Below are 19,541 nucleotides of genomic sequence, written 5' to 3'. Positions count from 1 at the left end.
TACTCACCATGGCCGGGGGCGGGGCGCGGCCGCATCACCCGCATCGGGTGAAGTTCGGGCACCCCGCCGCAACCGCCCTCCCATCTCATCCTTTCCGGGTGATGCCACGGCACCACCATCCGAGCAACGCTGCCTCCTGGACGGCGGGATCTCTTCGAGGGTGGTGCGATGTCGGAGACGACCAGGGAGTTCTTTGAGGCGCTCGAACGCCACGGCCACGAACGCGTGCTGAAGAAGACGAACGGCACCATACGCTTCGACCTCGAGCACGACCACGAGGTCGACCACTGGTTCGTGGAGATCCGCGGGGGTGTCATCCGGGTGTCACAGCAGAACAATGACGCCGATACGGTCATCCGCTCCGACAGCTCCTTCTTCGAGCGCATGGTGCGGGGCGAGGCCAAGGCGCTCCCGGCGTGGCTGCGGAACGAGATCACGAGCGAGGGCAAGTTTCGATTCATCGTCCTGCTGGAGCGGCTCTTCGCACCGCCGCCCGGCGGGCGACACCCGCGGGTGGCTGTTGGCCACCGTGGGGGCAGAGATGAAGAATGACCTCGTCAGGATCCTCGACGGCAACATCTTCGTGTTGAGCGATGGCAGCGGCGACATAGAAGCGAAGCCCGAGGTCCCGTGCGGTTTCTTCTCGTTCGACACCCGGTTCCTGTCGCTGTGGCGGCTGACCATCGACGGTGAACGGGTGAGCACGTTGGCCATGGACGACCCGTCGTACTTCGAAGTGCGGTTCTTCCTGGTGCCGGGCGCTCCGACGCACTACGTGGACGCCAAGGTGTCGGTGATCCGCGAACGGACGGTGGCCGGCAGCTTCGAGGAGCGGTTGACGGTGCTCAACCACTCCGGGGAAGCGGCCGAGTTCACCATCCGGATGGACGCGGACTGTGACTTCATCCCGCTGATCGTGGTCGGACAGGAACACACGCAGGCTGGCCGGCTGTACCAGCGCGTCGAGAACGGGTGCCTGCACCTCGGCTATGAGCGGGAGAAGTTTCGGCGGGAGACCGTGATCTCGACGACGGAGCCCGCGCAGGTCGACGAGCAGGGACTGACGTACCACATCCGGATCGGACCTCACGGGAAGTGGACCACCACGCTGCATGTCCGAGGGTTGGTGCTGCGTCCGGACGGTGAGGACGTTCGACAGCATGTTCATCCCGGCCGCCGACGGCGCGACAGGTCCCGGCTCCAGTGGGACCTGCAGCAGTGGCTCGGCAAGGGTCCGCAGCTGACCTGCGACTGGGAGCCACTGGAGCGGACCTACCGGCGTAGTTACGTCGATCTCGCCGCCCTGCGGTATTCGCCACTGACCCTACCGGCCGAGGCGATGCCCGCAGCCGGCCTGCCGTGGAACGCGACCATCACCGGCCGTGACCCCATTCTCACCAGCCTGCAGGTGTTGCCGTTCGCACCGGAACTCACGGTGGCGACGCTGCGCATGCTGGCAGTCGACCAGGGTGCGGTGCTGGACGACTTCCGGGACGAGGAGCCTGGCAAGATCCTGCGCGAGTTCCGCTACGGCGAGCTGGTCGCGTTCGAAGAACGCCCGCAGTCGCCGTACTACGGTGCCGCCGACGTGACCCCGCTCTACGTGGTGCTGCTCGACGAGTACGAGCGGTGGACCGGGGATGTCGCCATGGTGCGTGAGCTCGAGGACGAGGCCCGGGCGGCCCTGCGCTGGATCGACGAGTACGGCGACCTGATGGGCGACGGCTACGTCTGGTACCAGCGCCGCAACGAGACAACCGGCCTGGAGAACCAGTGCTGGAAGGAATCCTCGAACTCGATCTCCTTCCGCGACGGCCGGCTGCCCAGCCTGCCCCGCGCCACCTGCGAACTGCAGGGCTACGCCTACGACGCCAAGATCCGCGGCGCCCGGCTGGCCCGCCAGTTCTGGAACGACCCCGCGTACGCCGACCGCCTCGAGCGGGAAGCGGCCGAGCTCAAGCAACGCTTCAACCGCGACTTCTGGATCGAGGACGGGGAGTACTACGCCCTCGCCCTCGACGGCGACGGCCGCCAGGTCGACGCGCTCTCCTCCAACATCGGCCACCTGCTGTGGAGCGGGATCGTCGAGGAATCCCGCGCCGCGAAGATCGCCGAACACCTGCTCGGCCCCCGACTCTTCTGCGGCTGGGGCGTGCGCACCCTGGCCGACGGGGAGGGGCGGTACAACCCGCTCGGCTACCAGGTCGGCACCGTCTGGCCCTTCGACAACGCGTTCATCGCGTGGGGCCTGGGGCGCTACGGCTTCGCCGAGGAGGCAGGGCGCATCGCCGAGGGGATCATCGACGCGTCCCGGTATTTCGATGGGCGCCTGCCGGAGGCCTTCGGCGGCTACGACCGCGAGCTGACCGGGCACCCGGTCTCGTACCCCGCAGCGAACAGCCCGCAGGCCCTGGCCACCGGAGCGCCCCTTCTGTTGGTGCGCACCATGCTCGGCCTCGAGCCGTACGGGGAGGATCTGGTGGTCGCGCCGGCGGTGCCCGAGCGGTTCGGCCGGATCGAGCTGCTCGACATTCCAGGACGGTGGGGCCGGGCCGACGCCATCGGCGCGGCGAACGCCTGGGAGAGGGAAGCATCCGGGCGCATGAGCACGGCGTAACGAAGACCGTGGCAGGCGACCTGGGGCGGGATCACCGTTGGGGACGGACCAGGCCCGTCTCGTACGCCAGCACCACCGCCTGCACCCGGTCGCGCAGCCCCAGCTTGGTCAGCACGTGCCCGACGTGGGTCTTGATGGTGGTCTCGCTGACCGACAGGGCTACGGCGATCTCGGCGTTGGACAGCCCGCGGGCCACCTGCACCAGCACCTCGCGTTCCCGTTCGGTCAGCGTGCCCAGCACCTTCGGCGGCGTGAACGCGGGGTCGGGCAGTGCGTCGGCGAAACGGGTCAGCAGCCGCTTGAGGATCCGCGGCGCGAGCACCGCCTCCCCGGCGGCCACCGTCCGGATCGCGGTGACCAGGTCCTCGGCCGGCACGTCCTTGGTCAGGAACCCGCTGGCCCCGGCGTGCAGCGCGCCCACCACGTACTCGTCGAGGTCGAACGTGGTCAGGATGAGCACCCGCACCGGCAGGCGGGCGTCGACGATCGCCCGGGTGGCGGCCAGCCCGTCCATCCGGGGCATCCGGATGTCCATCAGCACCACGTCCGGCAGCAGCCGGCGGGACAGCTCCACCGTCTCCTGGCCGTCCCCGGCCTCGGCCACGACGTCCAGGTCGTCCTGGGTGCCCAGCGCCATCCGGAAGCCGGCGCGCAGCAGGGGCTGGTCGTCGGCGAGCAGGATCCGGACCGGTCGCCCCGCCGTGCCCTGACCCATCCGCGCCCCCGTCGTGCTCGCCGTCCGCAGGCCCCACCGTAGAGGGCCACCCGTGGCCGGCGGCGCCCGGCTGGCCTGCGGCGAGAGCGGCGTGCCGCGGTGCTCGAACGCGGCCCTGGCCCAGCTAGCCGCGCGCGCCGGCGGTGCTCGAACGGGCCCTGGCCCAGCTAGCCGCGCGCGCCGGCGGCTGTCCCGTTGGCCGCCGCCCGCCGTGACGGGCCGCCCGTCACTCCCGGCCTCCGGTGGCAGAGCGGAGGGTCACTCGTCGGCGCCGGGGGCGGCCGGGGCGGACCGGGCGTCGCGCAGCGGATCGGGGGTCGCCGGCCGCTGCGGGAACGGTGGCGGGGTGCCGCCGAAGGTCGGGCAGTGCGCCTGGTGGCTGCACCAGTCACAGAGCCTGCTCGGTCTCGGCCGGAAATCCTGCCGGGCGGTGGCCTGCTCGATCGCCTGCCAGAGCGCCACCACCGTGCGCTCGAAGCGCAGCAGCTCGTCGGCGTCAGGGGAGTAGTCGCAGACCTCGGCGTCCTTGAGATAGAGCAGGCGCAGCACCCGGGGCACCACGCCGCGGGTCCGCCAGAGCACCAGCGCGTAGAACTTCAGCTGGAACAGCGCCCGCGCCTCGAATGCCTCCCGCGGCGCCCCGCCGGTCTTGTAGTCGACCACCCGCAGCGCGCCGTCGGGCGCCACGTCGAGCCGGTCGAGGTAGCCGCGGATCAGCAGCTCGTCGTCGACCACCGCGGAGATCAGGCTCTCCCGCTCGGCCGGCTCCAGCCGGCGCGGGTCCTCCACCGCGAAGTAGCCCCCCAGCAGGGCGGCCGCCGAGCGGAGGAACTCCGCGGCGCCCACCTCGTCGCCCGGGGCGAACAGGCCGGCGAGCTCCGGCTGCTCGGTGACCAGCCGGTCCCACTGTGGGGCGACCAGGTCACCCGCGGCGTCCGGGGTGCGCCCGCCCGCGGGCAGGTCGAACAGCCGCTCGAGCACGGCGTGCACCAGCGTGCCCCGGGCCTGCTCCACGGTCGGTCGCTCGGGCAGCCGGTCGATGCTGCGGAACCGGTAGAGCAGCGGGCAGGTCTTGAAATCCGCCGCCCGGGACGGCGACAGCGACGCCCGGACCGTGGCGGGCAGCGCTGCCGCCGGGGTGTCCTGCTGGTCGATCACCGGTTCCGCCGTCATGCCCCGAAGGTTAGGGCACCGGTGTGACAGCGCCGTGATCGCCGCACTGGTGCATGATCTCCACCGCGTAGCATCGGGTCGGTGGAGACCCGCACCCGCGCCCCGCGCCGACCCGGCCGGCGCACGAGCGTGACCGTCGGGCGGGTGTTCGGGGTGCCGCTGCGCCTCAACGTCTCCATGCTGCTGCTCACCCTGCTCATCACCGTGGCGTACGCCGAGTTCGCCCGGGACCGGCTGGGCCTGCCCCCGCTCGGCGGCTACCTGATCGGCCTGGGGTTCGTGATCTCGCTGCTCGGGTCGGTGCTGCTGCACGAGCTGGGCCACGCCCTCACCGCCCGGCACTTCGGCATCGGTGTGCGCGGGATCACGCTGGAGCTGCTCGGCGGCTACACCGAGCTGGACCGGGACGCCCCGACCCCCCGGGTGGAGCTGCTGGTCTCGCTGGCCGGTCCGGCGGTCTCCGCGGTGCTCGGCGCGCTGGCCGTCGCCGCGACCCTGGCCCTCCCGCCACACACCCTGGCTCACCAGCTCGCCCTGCAGGTGGCGCTGAGCAACGTCGTCGTGGCGCTGTTCAACGCCCTGCCCGGGTTGCCGCTGGACGGGGGCCGGGCGCTGCGCGCCGCGGTCTGGGCGGCCACCCGCGACCGGCACCGGGCCACCGAGGTGGCCGGCTGGGTGGGCCGGGCCGTCGCGGTCGCCACCGCCCTCGGAGTCGTCTGGCTCACCGTCGAGGAACTCCTCGTCCCCCTGGCGCTGCCGCTGATGCTGCTGGTCGCGCTCACCCTCTGGCGGGGCGCCGGCCAGTCCGTCCGGTACGCCCGGATCAGCCGCCGGGTCCCGCTGATCGACCTGTCCCGGCTGGCCCGCCCGATCTTCGGCGTACCCACCGGCACCCCGCTGGCCGAGGCCCAGCGCCGGCGCGACGCCCAGGCCCCGCCCGGGGCGGCGCTCGCCGTGCTCGACGGTGCCGGTCGGCCGGTCGCCCTGGTCGAGCAGGCGGCGGCGGACGCCGTACCCCCGCAACGCCGGCCCTGGGTGGCGGTGGACGCGGTGGCCCGGCCGCTGGCCGGACTGCCCACCGTGCCGGCCGGGCTCGACGGCGAGCGGGTGATGGCGGCCGTGCGGGCCCACCCGGGCGCACGGTACGTGGTGACGTCAGGCGAAGATGTCGTCGGCGTTCTGCACATCGCGGATCTCGCACAGGTCCTCGAACCCACACGGAAGATGAACAGGTGACCGCAGCACATCCCCCCGCCCTCCCGGCCCAGAACGGCACGCCGGTGCCCGCCGCCATCCCGGAGCTGCCCCCGGTGCACCGGGGGCCGTTCCGCCCCGGCGACCGGGTCCAGCTGACCGACCCGAAGGGGCGGATGCACACGGTCATCCTGGAACCCGGCAAGGAGTTCCACACCCACCGCGGCATCCTCAAGCACGACGCGCTGATCGGGCAGCCCGACGGCAGCGTCGTCACCACCTCCGGCGGCGGGACGGCGTTCCTCGCGCTGCGTCCCCTGCTGTCGGACTACGTGCTCTCCATGCCGCGCGGCGCGCAGGTCATCTACCCCAAGGACTCCGCGCAGATCGTCGCCATGGGCGACATCTTCCCCGGCGCCAAGGTGCTGGAAGCCGGCGCCGGCTCCGGCGCGCTGAGCTGCTCGCTGCTGCGCGCCGTCGGCACCGGCGGCGAGCTGCACTCCTACGAGATGCGCGACGACTTCGCCCAGATCGCCCGGCGCAACGTGGAGGCGTTCTTCGGCGCCCCGCACCCGGCCTGGAAGCTGCACGTCGGCGACGTCGCCGACTGCCCGGAGACCGGCTTCGACCGGATCATCCTGGACATGCTCACCCCCTGGGAGACCCTCGACATGGTCGAGCGGGCGCTGCTGCCCGGCGGCGTGTTCATCGGCTACGTGGCCACCACCCCCCAGCTCTCCGAGCTGGTGGAGGCGCTGCGCGAGCGCGGCGGCTGGACCGAGCCGCGGGCCTGGGAGTCGCTGGTGCGCGACTGGCACGCCGAGGGGCTGGCCGTCCGGCCGGACCACCGCATGATCGCCCACACCGCGTTCCTGGTCTCCGCGCGTAAGCTCGCTCCGGGCGTCACCGCCCCGCCGCGGCGCCGCAAGCCCAGCAAGGGCGCCGAGGCGTACGCCGAACGCAAGCAGGCGCTGCGCGAGCTGGCGGAGGCCCGCCAGGCGGCGGCCGCGCAGGCCGCCGGTGCGGCGCCGACCACCGCGGACGAGGTGGAGCTGCCGTGACGGTGGTGCGGGGCGGCTGGGAGTGAACGGGCGGACTCCGCCGGCCGGTGCGGGTCGGCGGCACGACCTGGTGGAGGTGGCATGAGTCGGCCCGGCTTCGGCGGCGGCGACCTGCCGGCCGTGTTCCCCGACTGGTCGCCCTACACCGACCTCGAGTCGGCGGCGCGGGCGTACCTGCGTGACCCGGACATCGCCCTGGAGGCGCTCGGCGGGGTGCTGCGCGGGGCGTCGGTGCTCGGCTTCACGCTGGAACGCTTCGTCAACGAGGTCAACGGGGTGTGGCAGGAGGTCGTCGTCTGCGACGGCAGCCGGCTGGTGCTCTGGCACGGCGAGGACGTGCCGCCGGGCGAGGGGCCGCCCGGCTCGATGACCTCGTCGCTGCGGGTGGTGCCGGTCTCCACGGTCACCGAGGTCGGCTGCCGGCGGCGGCTGACCCGGTCCGACAGCGGAGAGGTACGGGTCGACAGCATCGACGTCTACCTGCTGCTGACCTCGCTGGACGAGGCGCCGCCCGGCGACGAGATCGTCGGGGCGCCGCGGCACGACGCGCTGCGCTTCGGCAAGACCCTCGACGACGGCGGCGCCGGCCAGATCGCCCGGCTGGAGGAGTTCGCCCGGCTGGTCGCCTCGGTGGTCGGCCGGCCGGTGCTCTGACCGGTCGGGCCGGGGAACCGACACGGGCCGCGGACGACGTCGTCGTCCGCGGCCCACTTCGTCGTCTGCCGACGCCTCAGTCGTCCTCGGCCTCCGGGCCGGCGACCTCGACGCCGTCGCTGCCGCGCACCACGTGGATGCAGTCGCCCGGGCACTCCTTCGCGGAGTCGATCACCTCGAGGCGCAGGTGCTCCGGCACGTCGACCCGGCTGCCCGGGGCCAGCCGCAGCTCGCCGTCGGTGCCCTTGACGTACGCCAGGCCGTCGATGTCGAACTCGAAGACCTCCGGCGCGTACTGCACGCAGAGCCCGTCACCCGTGCAGAGATCCTGGTCAACCCAGACCTGCAACTGGTCGGTCGCGACCTCGGCCACCGGTGCACCCCCATGTTCTCCCGTCCCACCCCTCGACGGTACCCGAACGCCCGGACCTGCCCCTCAGGCGTCCCTTGGCGATCAAGGTTCGGTGACGAGGGCGTTGCGTGGGACCGAATCGGCCGCATAGCGGCTAGTGTTAGGGCAGAACGTTCAAGCCCCCCGGGGAGGTGGGACGTGGCACGCAGCGACGACGCGGACTCGCGCGCCGCACGGTGGGAGAAGGAAGCCCACGATCTCTCCACGCAGGTCGCGTTCCTGCAAGAGGAACTCGCTCTGGTGCGGCGCAAGTTGACCGAAAGCCCCCGACACGTCCGGCAGCTCGAAGAGCGGCTGGCGGCCACCCAGGCACAGTTGGCGCGGCTCACCGAGAACAACGACCGGCTCGTGAGCACCCTCAAGGAGGCTCGCGCGCAGATCGTGACGCTCAAGGAGGAGATCGACCGGCTCGCCCAGCCGCCCAGCGGCTACGGCGTCTTCCTCGCAGCGCACGACGACGGCACGGTGGACATCTTCACCGGCGGACGCAAGCTCCGGGTCGCCGTCTCGCCCTCGCTGGACGCCGCCGAGCTGCGGCGTGGCCAGGAGGTCCTGCTCAACGACGCCCTCAACATCGTCGACGCGTTCGGTTACGAACGGGTCGGCGAGGTGGTCATGCTCAAGGAGATCCTGGCGGGTCCCGAGGGCGCTGCGGGTGACCGGGCGCTGGTGGTCTCGCACTCCGACGAGGAGCGGATCGTGCACCTCGCCGAGACCCTGATCGGCACGCCGATCCGGGCCGGCGACTCGCTCATGATCGAACCCCGTTCGGCGTACGCGTACGAGCGGATCCCGAAGAGCGAGGTCGAGGAGCTGGTCCTGGAGGAGGTGCCCGACGTCGACTACACCGACATCGGTGGCCTCCAGTCGCAGATCGAACAGATTCGCGACGCCGTGGAACTGCCCTTCCTGCACGCCGACCTCTTCCGCGAGCACCAGCTCCGGCCGCCGAAGGGCATCCTGCTCTACGGTCCGCCCGGCTGCGGCAAGACGCTCATCGCCAAGGCGGTGGCGAACTCGCTGGCCAAGAAGATCGCCGAGCGGGAGGGCAAGGAGAAGCACACCAGCTTCTTCCTCAACATCAAGGGCCCCGAGCTGCTCAACAAGTACGTCGGCGAGACCGAGCGGCACATCCGGCTGATCTTCCAGCGCGCCCGGGAGAAGGCCGGCGAGGGCACCCCGGTAATCGTCTTCTTCGACGAGATGGACTCGATCTTCCGGACCCGTGGCTCCGGCGTCTCCTCCGACGTGGAGAACACCATCGTCCCGCAGCTGCTCAGCGAGATCGACGGTGTCGAGGGGCTGGAGAACGTCATCGTGATCGGCGCCTCCAACCGGGAGGACATGATCGACCCGGCCATCCTGCGCCCCGGCCGGCTCGACGTGAAGATCAAGATCGAGCGTCCGGACGCCGAGGCGGCCAAGGACATCTTCTCCAAGTACATCCTCTCCGGGCTGCCCCTGCACCCGGATGACCTGGCCGAGCACGGCGGCGACCCTCAGGCCACCGTGGCGGCGATGATCGACGCGGTCGTGCTGCGGATGTACTCCGAAACCGAGGAGAACCGCTTCCTCGAGGTGACCTACGCCAACGGGGACAAGGAAGTCCTCTACTTCAAGGACTTCAACTCCGGCGCGATGATCCAGAACATCGTCGACCGGGGCAAGAAGATGGCGATCAAGGAGTTCCTCACCTCCGGGCGCAAGGGGCTGCGGTTGCAGCACCTGCTCGACGCCTGCGTCGACGAGTTCCGCGAGAACGAGGACCTGCCCAACACCACCAACCCCGACGACTGGGCCCGGATCTCCGGCAAGAAGGGCGAGCGGATCGTCTACATCCGCACGCTCGTCTCCGGCGGCAAGGGCGCCGAGGCCGGCCGGTCCATCGAGACCGCCAGCAACACCGGCCAGTACCTCTGAGAAGGACCAGCTCCGACGGAGGCCCGTGGCGCGCGACGCGCCGCGGGCCTCCGCGCTTGGAGGCCGGCCGCGACACCGTACGCCCGCCGGTCGGCACGCCCCCATCCCGCGTGCCGGCGACTACGCTCGACGTGACGGCGCACCGGGATGGGCGAGCGAAGCGGGTAGGTCGATGAGCGTCAGACGAATCATGGGCACCGAGGTCGAGTACGGCATCTCCGTGCCCGGCCAGGCCGGGGCCAACCCGATGGTCACCTCGTCCCAGGTGGTCAACGCCTACGGGGCGCGCCCCGAGCTCAACCGCGGCGGCCGGGCCCGGTGGGACTACGAGGAGGAGTCGCCGCTGCGCGACGCCCGCGGCTTCACCTACTCCGGCGCCGCGTACGACCCGGCCGAGGCGCTCGCCGACGAGGACCTCGGCCTGGCCAACGTGATACTCACCAACGGTGCCCGGCTCTACGTCGACCACGCCCACCCGGAGTACTCCACCCCCGAGGTGACCAACCCCCTCGACATCGTCCGCTGGGACAAGGCGGGGGAGCGGGTGATGGCCGAGGCGTCCCGCCGGGCCGCCACCATCCCCGGCACCCACCCGATCCACCTGTACAAGAACAACACCGACAACAAGGGCGCCAGCTACGGTGCCCACGAGAACTACCTGATGCGGCGGCAGACCCCGTTCGCCGACATCGTGGCGTACCTGACGCCGTTCTTCGTCACCCGGCAGATCGTCTGCGGCGCCGGCCGGGTCGGCATCGGCCAGGACGGCGGAAAGAGCGGCTTCCAGATCTCCCAGCGTGCCGACTTCTTCGAGGTCGAGGTCGGGCTGGAGACCACCCTCAAGCGGCCGATCATCAACACCCGCGACGAGCCGCACGCCGACGCCGACAAGTACCGCCGGCTGCACGTCATCATCGGTGACGCCAACCTCTCGGAGATCTCCACCTACCTCAAGGTGGGCACCACGGCGCTGATCCTCTCCATGATCGAGGAGAAGGCGCTCGGCAGCGACCTGGGCATCGCCGACCCGGTCGCCGAGCTGCGCGCGGTGAGCCACGACCCGGGCCTGACGCACCTGATGCGGCTGCGCGACGGCCGGAAGCTGACCGCGCTGGACGTCCAGTGGGCGTACCTGGAGCGGGTCCGGTCCTTCGTGGACGACCGGTACGGCAACGACGTCGACGAGCAGACCGCGGACGTGCTGGCCCGCTGGGAGAGCGTGCTGGACCGGCTCGGCCGGGATGCCTTCCTCTGCGCCGACGAGCTGGACTGGGTGGCCAAGCTGCGGCTGCTGGAGGGCTACCGGGAGCGCGAGAAGCTCTCCTGGGGCTCGCACAAGCTCCAGTTGGTCGACCTCCAGTACTCCGACGTCCGGCCGGAGAAGGGCCTCTACCACCGGCTGGTCTCCCGCGGCTCGATGAAGACGCTGCTGACCGACGAGCAGACGCGTACCGCGATGACCGAGCCGCCGGAGGACACCCGGGCCTACTTCCGGGGCCGCTGCCTGGCCCAGTACGCCTCTGAGGTGGTCGCGGCGAGCTGGGACTCGGTCATCTTCGACGTCGGGCGGGAGTCCCTGGTCCGGGTGCCGATGATGGAGCCTGAGCGGGGCACCCGGAAGCACGTCGGCGCGCTCTTCGACCGGTGCAACACCGCCAAGGACCTGTTGGAGACGCTGACCGGCAACTGAGCCGTACCGGACGGACGCCCGTCGAGTGCCGGAAGCTGGCGCGCGGCGGGCTTTTCGTCGCTCCCGCGAGGTAAGTTCATCGCAGACGATCGTGGAGGAGGCAGCAATGGCCACTCATGACAGCGGCGGCCAGTCGCAGTCCGGCAAGTCCCGCCAGGGCGAGGAGATCGAGGACGTCACCACCGAGGCCAACCCCGAGGTGGCCGAGCGGCACGCCGAGATCACCGAGGACGTCGACGACCTGCTCGACGAGATCGACTCCGTCCTGGAGGAGAACGCCGAGGAATTTGTCAGGGGTTACGTACAAAAAGGAGGCCAGTGATCATTTCGGGGCGAAACGGACATGCCGCGTCCCTCGGATGATCAGAATGGCCGACGGCGTTGCCGCGACTGCGGGGAATGGAAGCCGCTCGACGAATTATGTGCGAGCAGCAAGCGCCCCAGCGGTCGCGGCAGCTACTGCAAACCCTGCTTCAACAAGCGCTCGAAGGCGAGTTACGCCAAGCGGGTGAAGGCAATGCACGGCCGAGAGGTTAAGCCTGCCCGGGAAGTTCCGGAAGGCCATCGCTTCTGCGCCGACTGTGGAACCGTCAAGCCCGTGGTCGATTTCCCCCGTAACCGTGCCGACAGCACGGGCTATGCCACGTACTGCAAGCCTTGCCACACCAGCCGCACCAAGGAAGTGAGGCAGCGCCTGTACGGCGGTAGCCGTGAGTACCACCTGCGGCGCCGCTACGGCGTGGGGCAGAAGGAGTTCGACGAGCTCCTCGCCGAGCAGGGCGGCGTCTGTGCGATCTGCGGGACCCCCGACCCGCAACATCTGGACCGCGATCATCGCACCGGATGGGTGCGCGGGATACTCTGCTTCAACTGCAACGGTGGTCTTGGCCAGTTCCGTGACAGTCCCACGAGACTGGCCAGGGCGATCACGTACCTGAGAGGAACCACGTGGCAGCGGGCTTTGATCCATCCGGGCGTCTACCAGATGTGTTCACCAACGCGGGGACGTCCTCCTTCACCTCGTTCCTGAGTCGGGTGGCCCCGGAGATGCTGCCCGGCCGGCGGCCGCTGCCGCCCGGCATGGCCGCCGACCTGGCGCCGCACGCGACGACCATCGTGGCCATCTCCGCCGCCGGTGGTGTGGTCATGGCCGGCGACCGGCGGGCCACCATGGGCAACCTGATCGCCCAGCGCGACATCGAGAAGGTGCACCCCGCCGACGCCTACTCGCTGGTCGGCATCGCCGGCACCGCGGGCATCGGGATCGAGCTGATGCGACTGTTCCAGGTGGAGCTGGAGCACTACGAGAAGATCGAGGGCGCGATGCTCTCGCTCGACGGCAAGGCCAACCGGCTCGCCTCGATGATCCGTGGCAACCTCGGCGCGGCGATGCAGGGCCTCGCGGTCGTCCCGCTCTTCGCCGGCTTCGACCTGGCCGCGAGCGACCCGGCCCGGGCCGGTCGGATCTTCAGTTTCGACGTCACCGGCGGCCCTTACGAGGAGACCGGCTACGACGCGATCGGCTCCGGCTCGCTCTTTGCCAAGTCCGCGCTGAAGAAGCGTTTCCGCGCCGGCATTTCGATCGACGACGCGACCCGCCTGGCCGTCGAGGCGCTCTACGACGCCGCCGACGACGACACCGCCACCGGCGGGCCGGACCTCACCCGTCGGATCTACCCGGTGGTGATGACGGCGACGGCCGAGGGCACCCACCGGCTCACCGACGCCGAGACGGCGGCGATCGCCGAGTCGGTCGTCGCCGGCCGGATGGAGAACCCGGGCGGCTGACCCCGCTCCCGTCCACCTGTCAGCAGTCGTCAGCACAGCGCCCGAAGGAGAACCGCCGCCGTGGCCATGCAGTTCTACGCCTCGCCCGAGCAGATCATGCGCGACCGCTCCGAGCTGGCCCGCAAGGGCGTCGCCCGGGGCCGGAGCGCGGTGGTCCTCAGCTATGCCGGTGGGGTGCTCTTCGTCGCGGAGAACCTCTCCAGCGCCCTGCACAAGGTCAGTGAGATCTACGACCGGATCGGCTTCGCCGCGGTCGGTCGCTACAACGAGTTCGAGAACCTGCGCCGCGCCGGGGTGCGGATGGCCGACCTGAACGGCCTGAGCTACGACCGGCGTGACGTCACCGGCCGCGCCCTGGCGAACGCGTTCGCGCAGACGCTGGGGTCCATCTTCACCGAGCAGTCCAAGCCGTTCGAGGTGGAGATCTGCGTGGCGCAGGTCGGCGCCACCGCCGAGGACGACGAGCTGTACCGGATCACCTACGACGGCTCGGTCAACGACGAGCCGGGTCGGATGGCAATGGGCGGGCAGGCCGAGGCGATCACCGGGGTGCTCAAGGCGCAGCATCGGCCGGAGATGTCGCTCAGCGAGGCGGTCAAGGTGGCCGTGCAGGCGTTGAGCAGCGTCGGCGGCGAGGGCGGCGCCTCCCGGACGATCGCCGCCAACCAGCTCGAGGTGGCGGTGCTGGACCGCGGCCGGGTGGGGCGCACCTTCCGGCGGGTGACCGGGGCGGCGCTGACCGGGCTGCTGGACGGCGACGCGTCGGCCGACGCCGCGCCGGCCGGTGGGCGGGCGAAGACGCCGACGGTGCCCACCGAGGAGGCGCACAAGCCGACCACGTCCGCCGGGTCGGCCGACCTGGAGGGTGCGCGGCCGGAGCAGCCGGAGGCGTAGCGCGCGCACGTCACGCGGGGGTCGGGGTGTCACCCCGGCCCCTGCGGCGTGTCCGGGCCGCGCGGGCGGCGGCCGGCGGCGGGACCTGACTCAGCGCGTACGCAGCAGCGGCTTCGCGGCGGCCCAGTAGCCGGCGGCGATGACGTTGTAGATGGCCATGCCGGGGGGCGACTCGACGTTCGACGGGTCGACCTTCGCGGTCATCAGTTCGGCGATCATCCCGTCGGGCACGGTCCGCTCGTCCTGGAGTCGGCGGCGGCGCGCGCGCAGCCAGGCACGGTTGGCCCAGAGCCAGCCCCAGCCGCGGACCTTCTCCCGGCTCCAGCCGCCGAGCAGCGCGGCGACCAGCATGGCCGCCTCGGTGAGCAGCAGCATCGGCGCGAGCACCGCCAGGGTGCGCGTCTCGTACGCGGTGAGCAGGGAGATCAGCCGGTTCCGCTCGAGCAGGTAGTGCTTGAGCTTGTTGCGGGAGAACTCGTAGTGGTGCACGACCACGGCGTCCGGGACGTACTCCTGGCGGAGCCCGCGCTGCCACAGCCGCAGGCTGAGTTCGGTGTCCTCGTGGTAGGCGAAGTACTCGGCGGCGAAGCCGTCCAGCTCCCGCCAGAGCTCCCGGTTGATGACGAAGCAGCAGCCGCTGACCGAGGGGACGGTGGTGCGGACGGCGTGCGCGCTGGCGGGTTGGCCGTTGCCGCCGGCCCAGGAGAGGCCGATGAAGTGCAGCGGGTTGCCGGAGGTGTTGATGATGTCGGGGTTCTCGGCGAGCCGGATGGAGGCCATCGCGGCGCCGACGCCGGGCTCGCCGGCGACGGCGACGGTCTTGGCCAGGGCGTCGGGTGCGACGACCGCGTCGGAGTTGACGAAGGCGAGCCATTCGCCGGTCGCCTCGGCCGCGCCGATCCGGCAGCCGCCGGAGTAGCCGGTGTTCACCTCGGGGCGGATCACCCGGACGCCGGGGAAGCCCTTGACGATGTCGATGCCGTCGCCGGTGCAGCCGTTGTCCACGACGATCAGCTCGAGGTCCAGGCCGGTGGAGTCGAGGACGGCCCGGGCGGCGTCGGCCAGGTACGGCTCCGCGCCGTATGCCAGCATCACGGCGGTCACCTGTGGGCGGGTCATCGGAGGCCTCCGGATACTCCAGCGGTGGCCGCCTCGTCGAGGGGCCTCGTCGGGGCGGGGGTGGGGGAGCCGCCGCGCAGCAGCAGCGCCATGACGGCGACCACCACGACGGAGGCGGCGGTGTAGGCCAGCTCGACCCGCAGCGCGACCGGCGCCGGGGTGATCGTGACGGCGACCAGGGCGGCCACGCCGACGGTCCAGGCGAGGGCCTGCGCGCGGTGCCGGTCGAGGGCGAGCAGCGCCTGGCCGAGCACCATCGCCCACAGGTAGGCGAGGGTGGCGACGGCCAGCCAGGCGAAGTCGCCGTGGCCGAGCACGTCGGGGGCGTCGAAGAGGGTGCGGACCAGCCAGGGGCCGAGCAGCACGGCGCCGATCGCGCCGGTGACGCCGAGCGCGGTGACGATGCCCAGGGCGCGGCGCAGCAGGCCGTGGAAGGCGGCGCGGTCGCCGGTGGTGGCGGAGGTGGCCAGGCCGGGCAGCAGGGACGCCTGCAACGAGCCGAAGACGAAGAGCGGGATGCGGACCAGCACCAGCGCGGAGAGCAGCGCCCCGGCGGTGGCGACGTCGGACGGGGCGAGCAGCCGTACGTTGATCACGCCGACGTTAACCACCGCCTGGGAGAGCAGGCTGGAGACGGCGAGCAGGCCGAGGCCGTGCAGCAGGGCGCTCCAGGCGACCGGCACGCCGCCGCCGACGGCGCGCAGCACCGGCGGGAGGGTGACCAGGACGGCGAGCAGCGGGGCGGCGACGAGTACCGCGCCGTACCAGACCGGGTCGGTGACACCGGTGAGGCCGAGCAGGGCGACCATCGCGATCCGCAGGCCGCCGTCGACCCCGAGCTGCGTGCCGTACCAGGGGAAGTGTCCGAGGCCGGCGAGGACGCCGCGGGTGGTGTAGGAGACGGCGGTCGCGGCGAGCGCGCCGATCAGCACGGCGACCATGGTGTCGTCGCCGGCGAAGAGCCGGTCGGCGATCGTCCGGTGGCCGGCGAGGACCGCCACGGCCATCACCGCGAGGACGGTGGCGGCGAGCACGCTGGCGCGGCTGAGCACCGGCCCGGGTGGCAGGCCCTGGCTGCGGCGGGCGGCGACCACCCGGGCGGTCTCCTGCTCGAAGGGGAGGAAGACGCCGATGCCGAGGGTAAACACGATCGACCAGAGCACCGACAGCGACGAGTAGTCGGCGGCGTCCAGGGCGTGCCCGGCCACCGCGAGGTGGACGTAGGAGGCCAGCCCGAGCAGGGCCAGCCCGACGCCCACGGCGAGGGTGCCGGGTGGGACGAGGTCCTTCAGTCGACGGATCACCGGCGGATGAGGGCGAGGGTGAGCACGGCGAAGGCGCGGCCGAGGTAGATCATGGCCTTGGCGGGGGAGTGGCTGGGGGTGCCGGCCATCCGCCGGCGCATCGCCACCGGCACCTGGCGGATCCGGTATCCGCGCCGGGCGGTGTGCACCAGCGTCTCCACGGTGTCGCCGAGGTACTCGGCCGGGTACCAGCCGGCGAACATCTCGATCACCCGCCGGTTGGCGGCGCGGAACCCGGAGGTGGTGTCGGTGAGCCGGGTGCGGGCGATCCGGGAGAGCACCGCGGAGAGCATCACCATCGCCCAGCGGCGCGGGCCGCGGACGCTGTAGTCGCCCTCCCCGGCGAACCGGGCGCCGATCACCAGGTCGTTCTCGTCGAGCAGGTCGACCAGCTTGGGCACGTAGCGGGGGTCGTGCTGGCCGTCGGCGTCGATCTGGACGGCCACGTCGTAGTCGTGGTCGCGGGCGTACCGGTAGCCGAGCCGCATGGCCCCGCCCACCCCGAGGTTGTACGGGAGTTTGGCGACCAGGGCGCCGGCGGCGGCCGCCACGGCGGCGGTGCGGTCGGTGGAGCCGTCGTCGACGACGAGGACGTCCACGCCCGGCAGTTCGCCGCGGACCTCGCCGACGACGTCGGCGATGGAGCCGGACTCGTTCAGCGCCGGGATGATGATCAGGGTGCGCTTGCCGTTAACCATCGTGGGACACCAGCCCGTCGCGCGCGGCGCCAACCCGGGCCGCCCGTTCCGCGTCGATCTCCGCGCGGAGCAGGGCGAAGTCCTCGGCGAGGGTGCGGGTCTCCTCCTCCAGGGCGCTGACCTCCCAGCTCAGGTGCACGCAGACCAGCAGGAGGAAGACGATGCCGAGGAAGAGCACCAGGCTGACGCCGGAGACCACGCCGAGGAAGCCGGCGACGTTGTCGAGCAGCCTGGGGAACAGCGACAGCGGGATGACGATGACCAGCACGCCCAGCCAGAGCATGCCGTACTTCTCCCGGAGCTGGCGACGGCGCAGCAGCTCGACGATCGTCCCGAGCAGGATCAGGCCGGTCAGTCCGGTGACCAGGGTGAGCTTCATGCGACCTTCCACGGGGCGGGTGGAGTGGCGGAGTCGAACGCGTCGGCCAGGGTGTCGCGCCAGTCCGGCAGCGCGGGCAGGCCGGCGGCGGCCCAGCGGTCGTGCGATAGCACACTGTACGCGGGTCGGGGGGCGGGACGCGGATACCGGTCGCTGGTGGTGGGCCGGATCCGGTCCGGGTCGAGTCCGGCCAGGGTGAACGTGGCCCGGGCCAGCCCGTACCAGGTGGTGTGGCCGGAGCAGGTGCCGTGGTAGGTGCCGGCGGCGGCCCGGCCGGCGAGCGCCGCGTCGGCCAGCGCGACGAGCTGGGTGGCCAGGGCGTACGACCAGGTGGGTTGGCCCTGCTGGTCGTCGACCACGTCGAGGTGGTCGCGCTGCCCGGCGAGGCGGAGCATGGTGGCCACGAAGTTGGGCCCGTGCGCGCCGTAGAGCCAGGCGGTGCGCACCACGTACCCGGTGTCGGGCAGCAGCCGGGCCACCGCCCGTTCGCCGGCGAGCTTGCTGCGCCCGTACGCGTTGACCGGGTCGGTGGGCGCGTCCTCCGGGTAGGGGCTGGTGGCGTCGCCCGGGAAGACGTAGTCGGTGGAGACGTGCAGCAGCCGGGCGCCGGTGGCGGCGCAGGCGGCGGCGAGGTGCGCCACGGCGTCGCCGTTGACCGCGGTGGCCGCCGCCTCGTCGGTTTCCGCCCCGTCGACGTCGGTCCAGGCCGCCGCGTTGAGCACCACGTCGTGGCCGGTGACGGCGGCCCGGACCGCCTCGGCGCCGGTGACGTCCAGCTCCTTGCGGGTCGCGGCGGTCACCGTGAGGTCGGGGCGGTGCGCCAGGACGGCCAGCAGGTCCCGGCCGAGCATCCCGCCGGCGCCGGTGACGAGGACGCGGGTCATGCCGCCTTCGCCGCCTTCAGCGGCTCCCACCAGGCCCGGTTGTCCCGGTACCACTGGACGGTCTCGGCCAGGCCGCGGTCCAGGTCGATGCTCGGGGCGTACCCCAGTTCGGTGTTGATCTTGGTGATGTCCAGCGAGTAGCGGCGGTCGTGGCCCTTGCGGTCGGCGACCGGGACGACCCGGTCCCAGCCGGCGCCGCAGGCGTCCAGCAGCCGGCCGGTCAGCTCCTTGTTGCTCAGCTCGGTGCCGCCGCCGATGTTGTACACCTCGCCGGCGCGCCCCTTCTGCTGGACCAGTGCGATGCCCCGGCAGTGGTCGTGCACGTGCAGCCAGTCCCGGACGTTGCCGCCGTCGCCGTAGAGCGGCACGGTGCCCCCGTCGAGCAGGTTCGTCACGAAGAGCGGGATGACCTTCTCCGGGAACTGGTACGGCCCGTAGTTGTTGGAGCAGCGGGTGACCACCACGTCCATGCCGTGGGTGCGGTGGTACGCCAGGGCGAGCAGGTCGGAGCCGGCCTTCGAGGCCGAGTACGGGGAGTTCGGCGCCAGCGGCCAGGTCTCCGTCCAGGAACCGGAGTCGATCGAGCCGTACACCTCGTCGGTGGAGACGTGCACGAAGCGGCCGGTGCCGTGCCGCAGCGCGGCGTCCAGCAGGGTCTGGGTGCCCAGCACGTTGGTGGTGACGAAGGGCGCGGCCCCGGCGATCGACCGGTCGACGTGCGACTCGGCGGCGAAGTGCACGATCACGTCGTGGCCGGCGACCACCTCGTCGACCAAGGCCGGGTCGCAGATGTCGCCCTGCACGAACCGCAGCCGCGGATCGTCGCGGACCGGGGCGAGGTTCGCCAGGTTGCCGGAATAGGTGAGCTTGTCCAGCACGGTCACCGCGGTGGGCCCGACGTCGGGCACCCCGGAGGCATCACCGCCGGGCACACCCAGCAGCATCCGTACGTACTCCGACCCGATGAATCCGGCTCCGCCGGTGACGAGGATCCTCACGGGTCCGGAAGTGTACGCGAGCTGACCTGCCTCTCAGGTGC

20 protein-coding genes are annotated in these 19,541 nt (G+C 71.7%); 11 read left to right on the top strand and 9 right to left on the bottom strand.

What is annotated here, in order from left to right:
* Positions 1 to 168 precede the first annotated feature (168 nt).
* Together AC5RWQ_RS09995 and AC5RWQ_RS09990 are read left to right on the top strand one after the other, a co-directional pair.
* Entirely contained in the window at positions 169 to 552 is a 384-nt protein-coding gene (locus AC5RWQ_RS09995; protein ID WP_494282451.1) for an SCP2 sterol-binding domain-containing protein, read from the top strand.
* Entirely contained in the window at positions 542 to 2,617 is a 2,076-nt protein-coding gene (locus tag AC5RWQ_RS09990) for an amylo-alpha-1,6-glucosidase (protein WP_494282450.1), read from the top strand. Before AC5RWQ_RS09995 ends, AC5RWQ_RS09990 begins: the two co-directional genes overlap by 11 nt.
* A 31-nt stretch (positions 2,618 to 2,648) precedes the next feature.
* Here AC5RWQ_RS09990 and AC5RWQ_RS09985 read toward each other — a convergent pair whose 3' ends face one another.
* A complete protein-coding gene (locus AC5RWQ_RS09985; RefSeq protein WP_494282449.1) occupies positions 2,649 to 3,332 on the bottom strand; it encodes a response regulator in 684 nt (227 codons plus the stop codon).
* A gap of 258 nt (positions 3,333 to 3,590) precedes the next feature.
* Positions 3,591 to 4,505 carry a RecB family exonuclease gene (locus AC5RWQ_RS09980; RefSeq protein WP_494282448.1) on the bottom strand — a complete coding sequence of 305 codons (915 nt, stop codon included), beginning with the start codon at positions 4,503 to 4,505 and terminating at the stop codon, positions 3,591 to 3,593.
* A 144-nt stretch (positions 4,506 to 4,649) separates the two neighbouring features.
* Here AC5RWQ_RS09980 and AC5RWQ_RS09975 point away from each other — a divergent pair, with 144 nt between their 5' ends.
* The 3 genes from AC5RWQ_RS09975 (at position 4,650) to AC5RWQ_RS09965 (ending at position 7,414) form a co-directional block, all read left to right on the top strand.
* Positions 4,650 to 5,741, top strand: coding sequence for a site-2 protease family protein (locus AC5RWQ_RS09975; RefSeq protein WP_494282707.1), 1,092 nt, complete (start codon positions 4,650 to 4,652; stop codon positions 5,739 to 5,741).
* Complete coding sequence (locus AC5RWQ_RS09970; protein WP_420884022.1) at positions 5,738 to 6,760, top strand: tRNA (adenine-N1)-methyltransferase; 1,023 nt, start codon at positions 5,738 to 5,740, stop codon at positions 6,758 to 6,760. The genes AC5RWQ_RS09975 and AC5RWQ_RS09970 overlap by 4 nt, the downstream gene beginning before the upstream one ends.
* Before the next feature lie 81 nt (positions 6,761 to 6,841).
* Positions 6,842 to 7,414: a hypothetical protein gene (locus AC5RWQ_RS09965; protein WP_494282447.1), complete on the top strand. Its 573-nt coding sequence runs from the start codon at positions 6,842 to 6,844 to the stop codon at positions 7,412 to 7,414.
* Between the two features lie 76 nt (positions 7,415 to 7,490).
* Here AC5RWQ_RS09965 and AC5RWQ_RS09960 read toward each other — a convergent pair whose 3' ends face one another.
* Entirely contained in the window at positions 7,491 to 7,787 is a 297-nt protein-coding gene (locus AC5RWQ_RS09960) for a ferredoxin (protein WP_494282446.1), read from the bottom strand.
* Between the two features lie 177 nt (positions 7,788 to 7,964).
* Here AC5RWQ_RS09960 and arc point away from each other — a divergent pair, with 177 nt between their 5' ends.
* From arc to prcA, 6 genes are all read left to right on the top strand, one after another.
* The gene (arc, locus tag AC5RWQ_RS09955) at positions 7,965 to 9,746 is read left to right on the top strand and encodes a proteasome ATPase (protein ID WP_494282445.1); all 1,782 of its coding nucleotides are present in this window, start codon (positions 7,965 to 7,967) and stop codon (positions 9,744 to 9,746) included.
* Positions 9,747 to 9,918: 172 nt separating this feature from the next.
* A complete protein-coding gene (gene dop, locus AC5RWQ_RS09950; protein WP_494282444.1) occupies positions 9,919 to 11,436 on the top strand; it encodes a depupylase/deamidase Dop in 1,518 nt (505 codons plus the stop codon).
* 106 nt (positions 11,437 to 11,542) lie between these two features.
* Positions 11,543 to 11,758 (top strand): ubiquitin-like protein Pup, encoded by a 216-nt coding sequence (locus AC5RWQ_RS09945; RefSeq protein ID WP_030332902.1) that lies wholly within the window; start codon positions 11,543 to 11,545, stop codon positions 11,756 to 11,758.
* Between the two features lie 195 nt (positions 11,759 to 11,953).
* The gene (locus tag AC5RWQ_RS09940) at positions 11,954 to 12,466 is read left to right on the top strand and encodes an endonuclease VII domain-containing protein (protein ID WP_494282706.1); all 513 of its coding nucleotides are present in this window, start codon (positions 11,954 to 11,956) and stop codon (positions 12,464 to 12,466) included.
* Entirely contained in the window at positions 12,385 to 13,224 is an 840-nt protein-coding gene (prcB, locus tag AC5RWQ_RS09935; RefSeq protein WP_334489322.1) for a proteasome subunit beta, read from the top strand. Before AC5RWQ_RS09940 ends, prcB begins: the two co-directional genes overlap by 82 nt.
* 60 nt (positions 13,225 to 13,284) lie before the next feature.
* The gene (prcA, locus tag AC5RWQ_RS09930) at positions 13,285 to 14,118 is read left to right on the top strand and encodes a proteasome subunit alpha (RefSeq protein ID WP_494282443.1); all 834 of its coding nucleotides are present in this window, start codon (positions 13,285 to 13,287) and stop codon (positions 14,116 to 14,118) included.
* Between the two features lie 90 nt (positions 14,119 to 14,208).
* Here the strand turns inward: prcA and AC5RWQ_RS09925 are convergent, their stop codons facing one another.
* Genes AC5RWQ_RS09925 through rfbB form a run of 6 tightly spaced genes read right to left on the bottom strand, consistent with a single transcriptional unit; the run spans position 14,209 to position 19,500 of the window.
* Positions 14,209 to 15,237, bottom strand: a complete 1,029-nt coding sequence (locus AC5RWQ_RS09925) for a glycosyltransferase family 2 protein (RefSeq protein WP_494282442.1) — start codon at positions 15,235 to 15,237, stop codon at positions 14,209 to 14,211.
* Positions 15,234 to 16,541, bottom strand: coding sequence for a lipopolysaccharide biosynthesis protein (locus tag AC5RWQ_RS09920; RefSeq protein WP_494282441.1), 1,308 nt, complete (start codon positions 16,539 to 16,541; stop codon positions 15,234 to 15,236). The genes AC5RWQ_RS09925 and AC5RWQ_RS09920 overlap by 4 nt, the downstream gene beginning before the upstream one ends.
* A complete protein-coding gene (locus tag AC5RWQ_RS09915; RefSeq protein WP_494282440.1) occupies positions 16,538 to 17,239 on the bottom strand; it encodes a glycosyltransferase family 2 protein in 702 nt (233 codons plus the stop codon). The genes AC5RWQ_RS09920 and AC5RWQ_RS09915 overlap by 4 nt, the downstream gene beginning before the upstream one ends.
* Positions 17,232 to 17,618, bottom strand: a complete 387-nt coding sequence (locus tag AC5RWQ_RS09910) for a DUF2304 domain-containing protein (protein ID WP_494282439.1) — start codon at positions 17,616 to 17,618, stop codon at positions 17,232 to 17,234. The genes AC5RWQ_RS09915 and AC5RWQ_RS09910 overlap by 8 nt, the downstream gene beginning before the upstream one ends.
* Entirely contained in the window at positions 17,615 to 18,502 is an 888-nt protein-coding gene (gene rfbD / locus AC5RWQ_RS09905; protein WP_494282438.1) for a dTDP-4-dehydrorhamnose reductase, read from the bottom strand. Before rfbD ends, AC5RWQ_RS09910 begins: the two co-directional genes overlap by 4 nt.
* Positions 18,499 to 19,500, bottom strand: coding sequence for a dTDP-glucose 4,6-dehydratase (gene rfbB, locus AC5RWQ_RS09900; RefSeq protein WP_494282437.1), 1,002 nt, complete (start codon positions 19,498 to 19,500; stop codon positions 18,499 to 18,501). Before rfbB ends, rfbD begins: the two co-directional genes overlap by 4 nt.
* Positions 19,501 to 19,541 lie beyond the last annotated feature (41 nt).

Source organism: Micromonospora sp. BS32 (genome assembly GCF_059089345.1).
The sequence above is the reverse complement of the archived record's forward strand: the minus strand, read 5'-3'. Positions and strand labels throughout refer to the sequence as shown.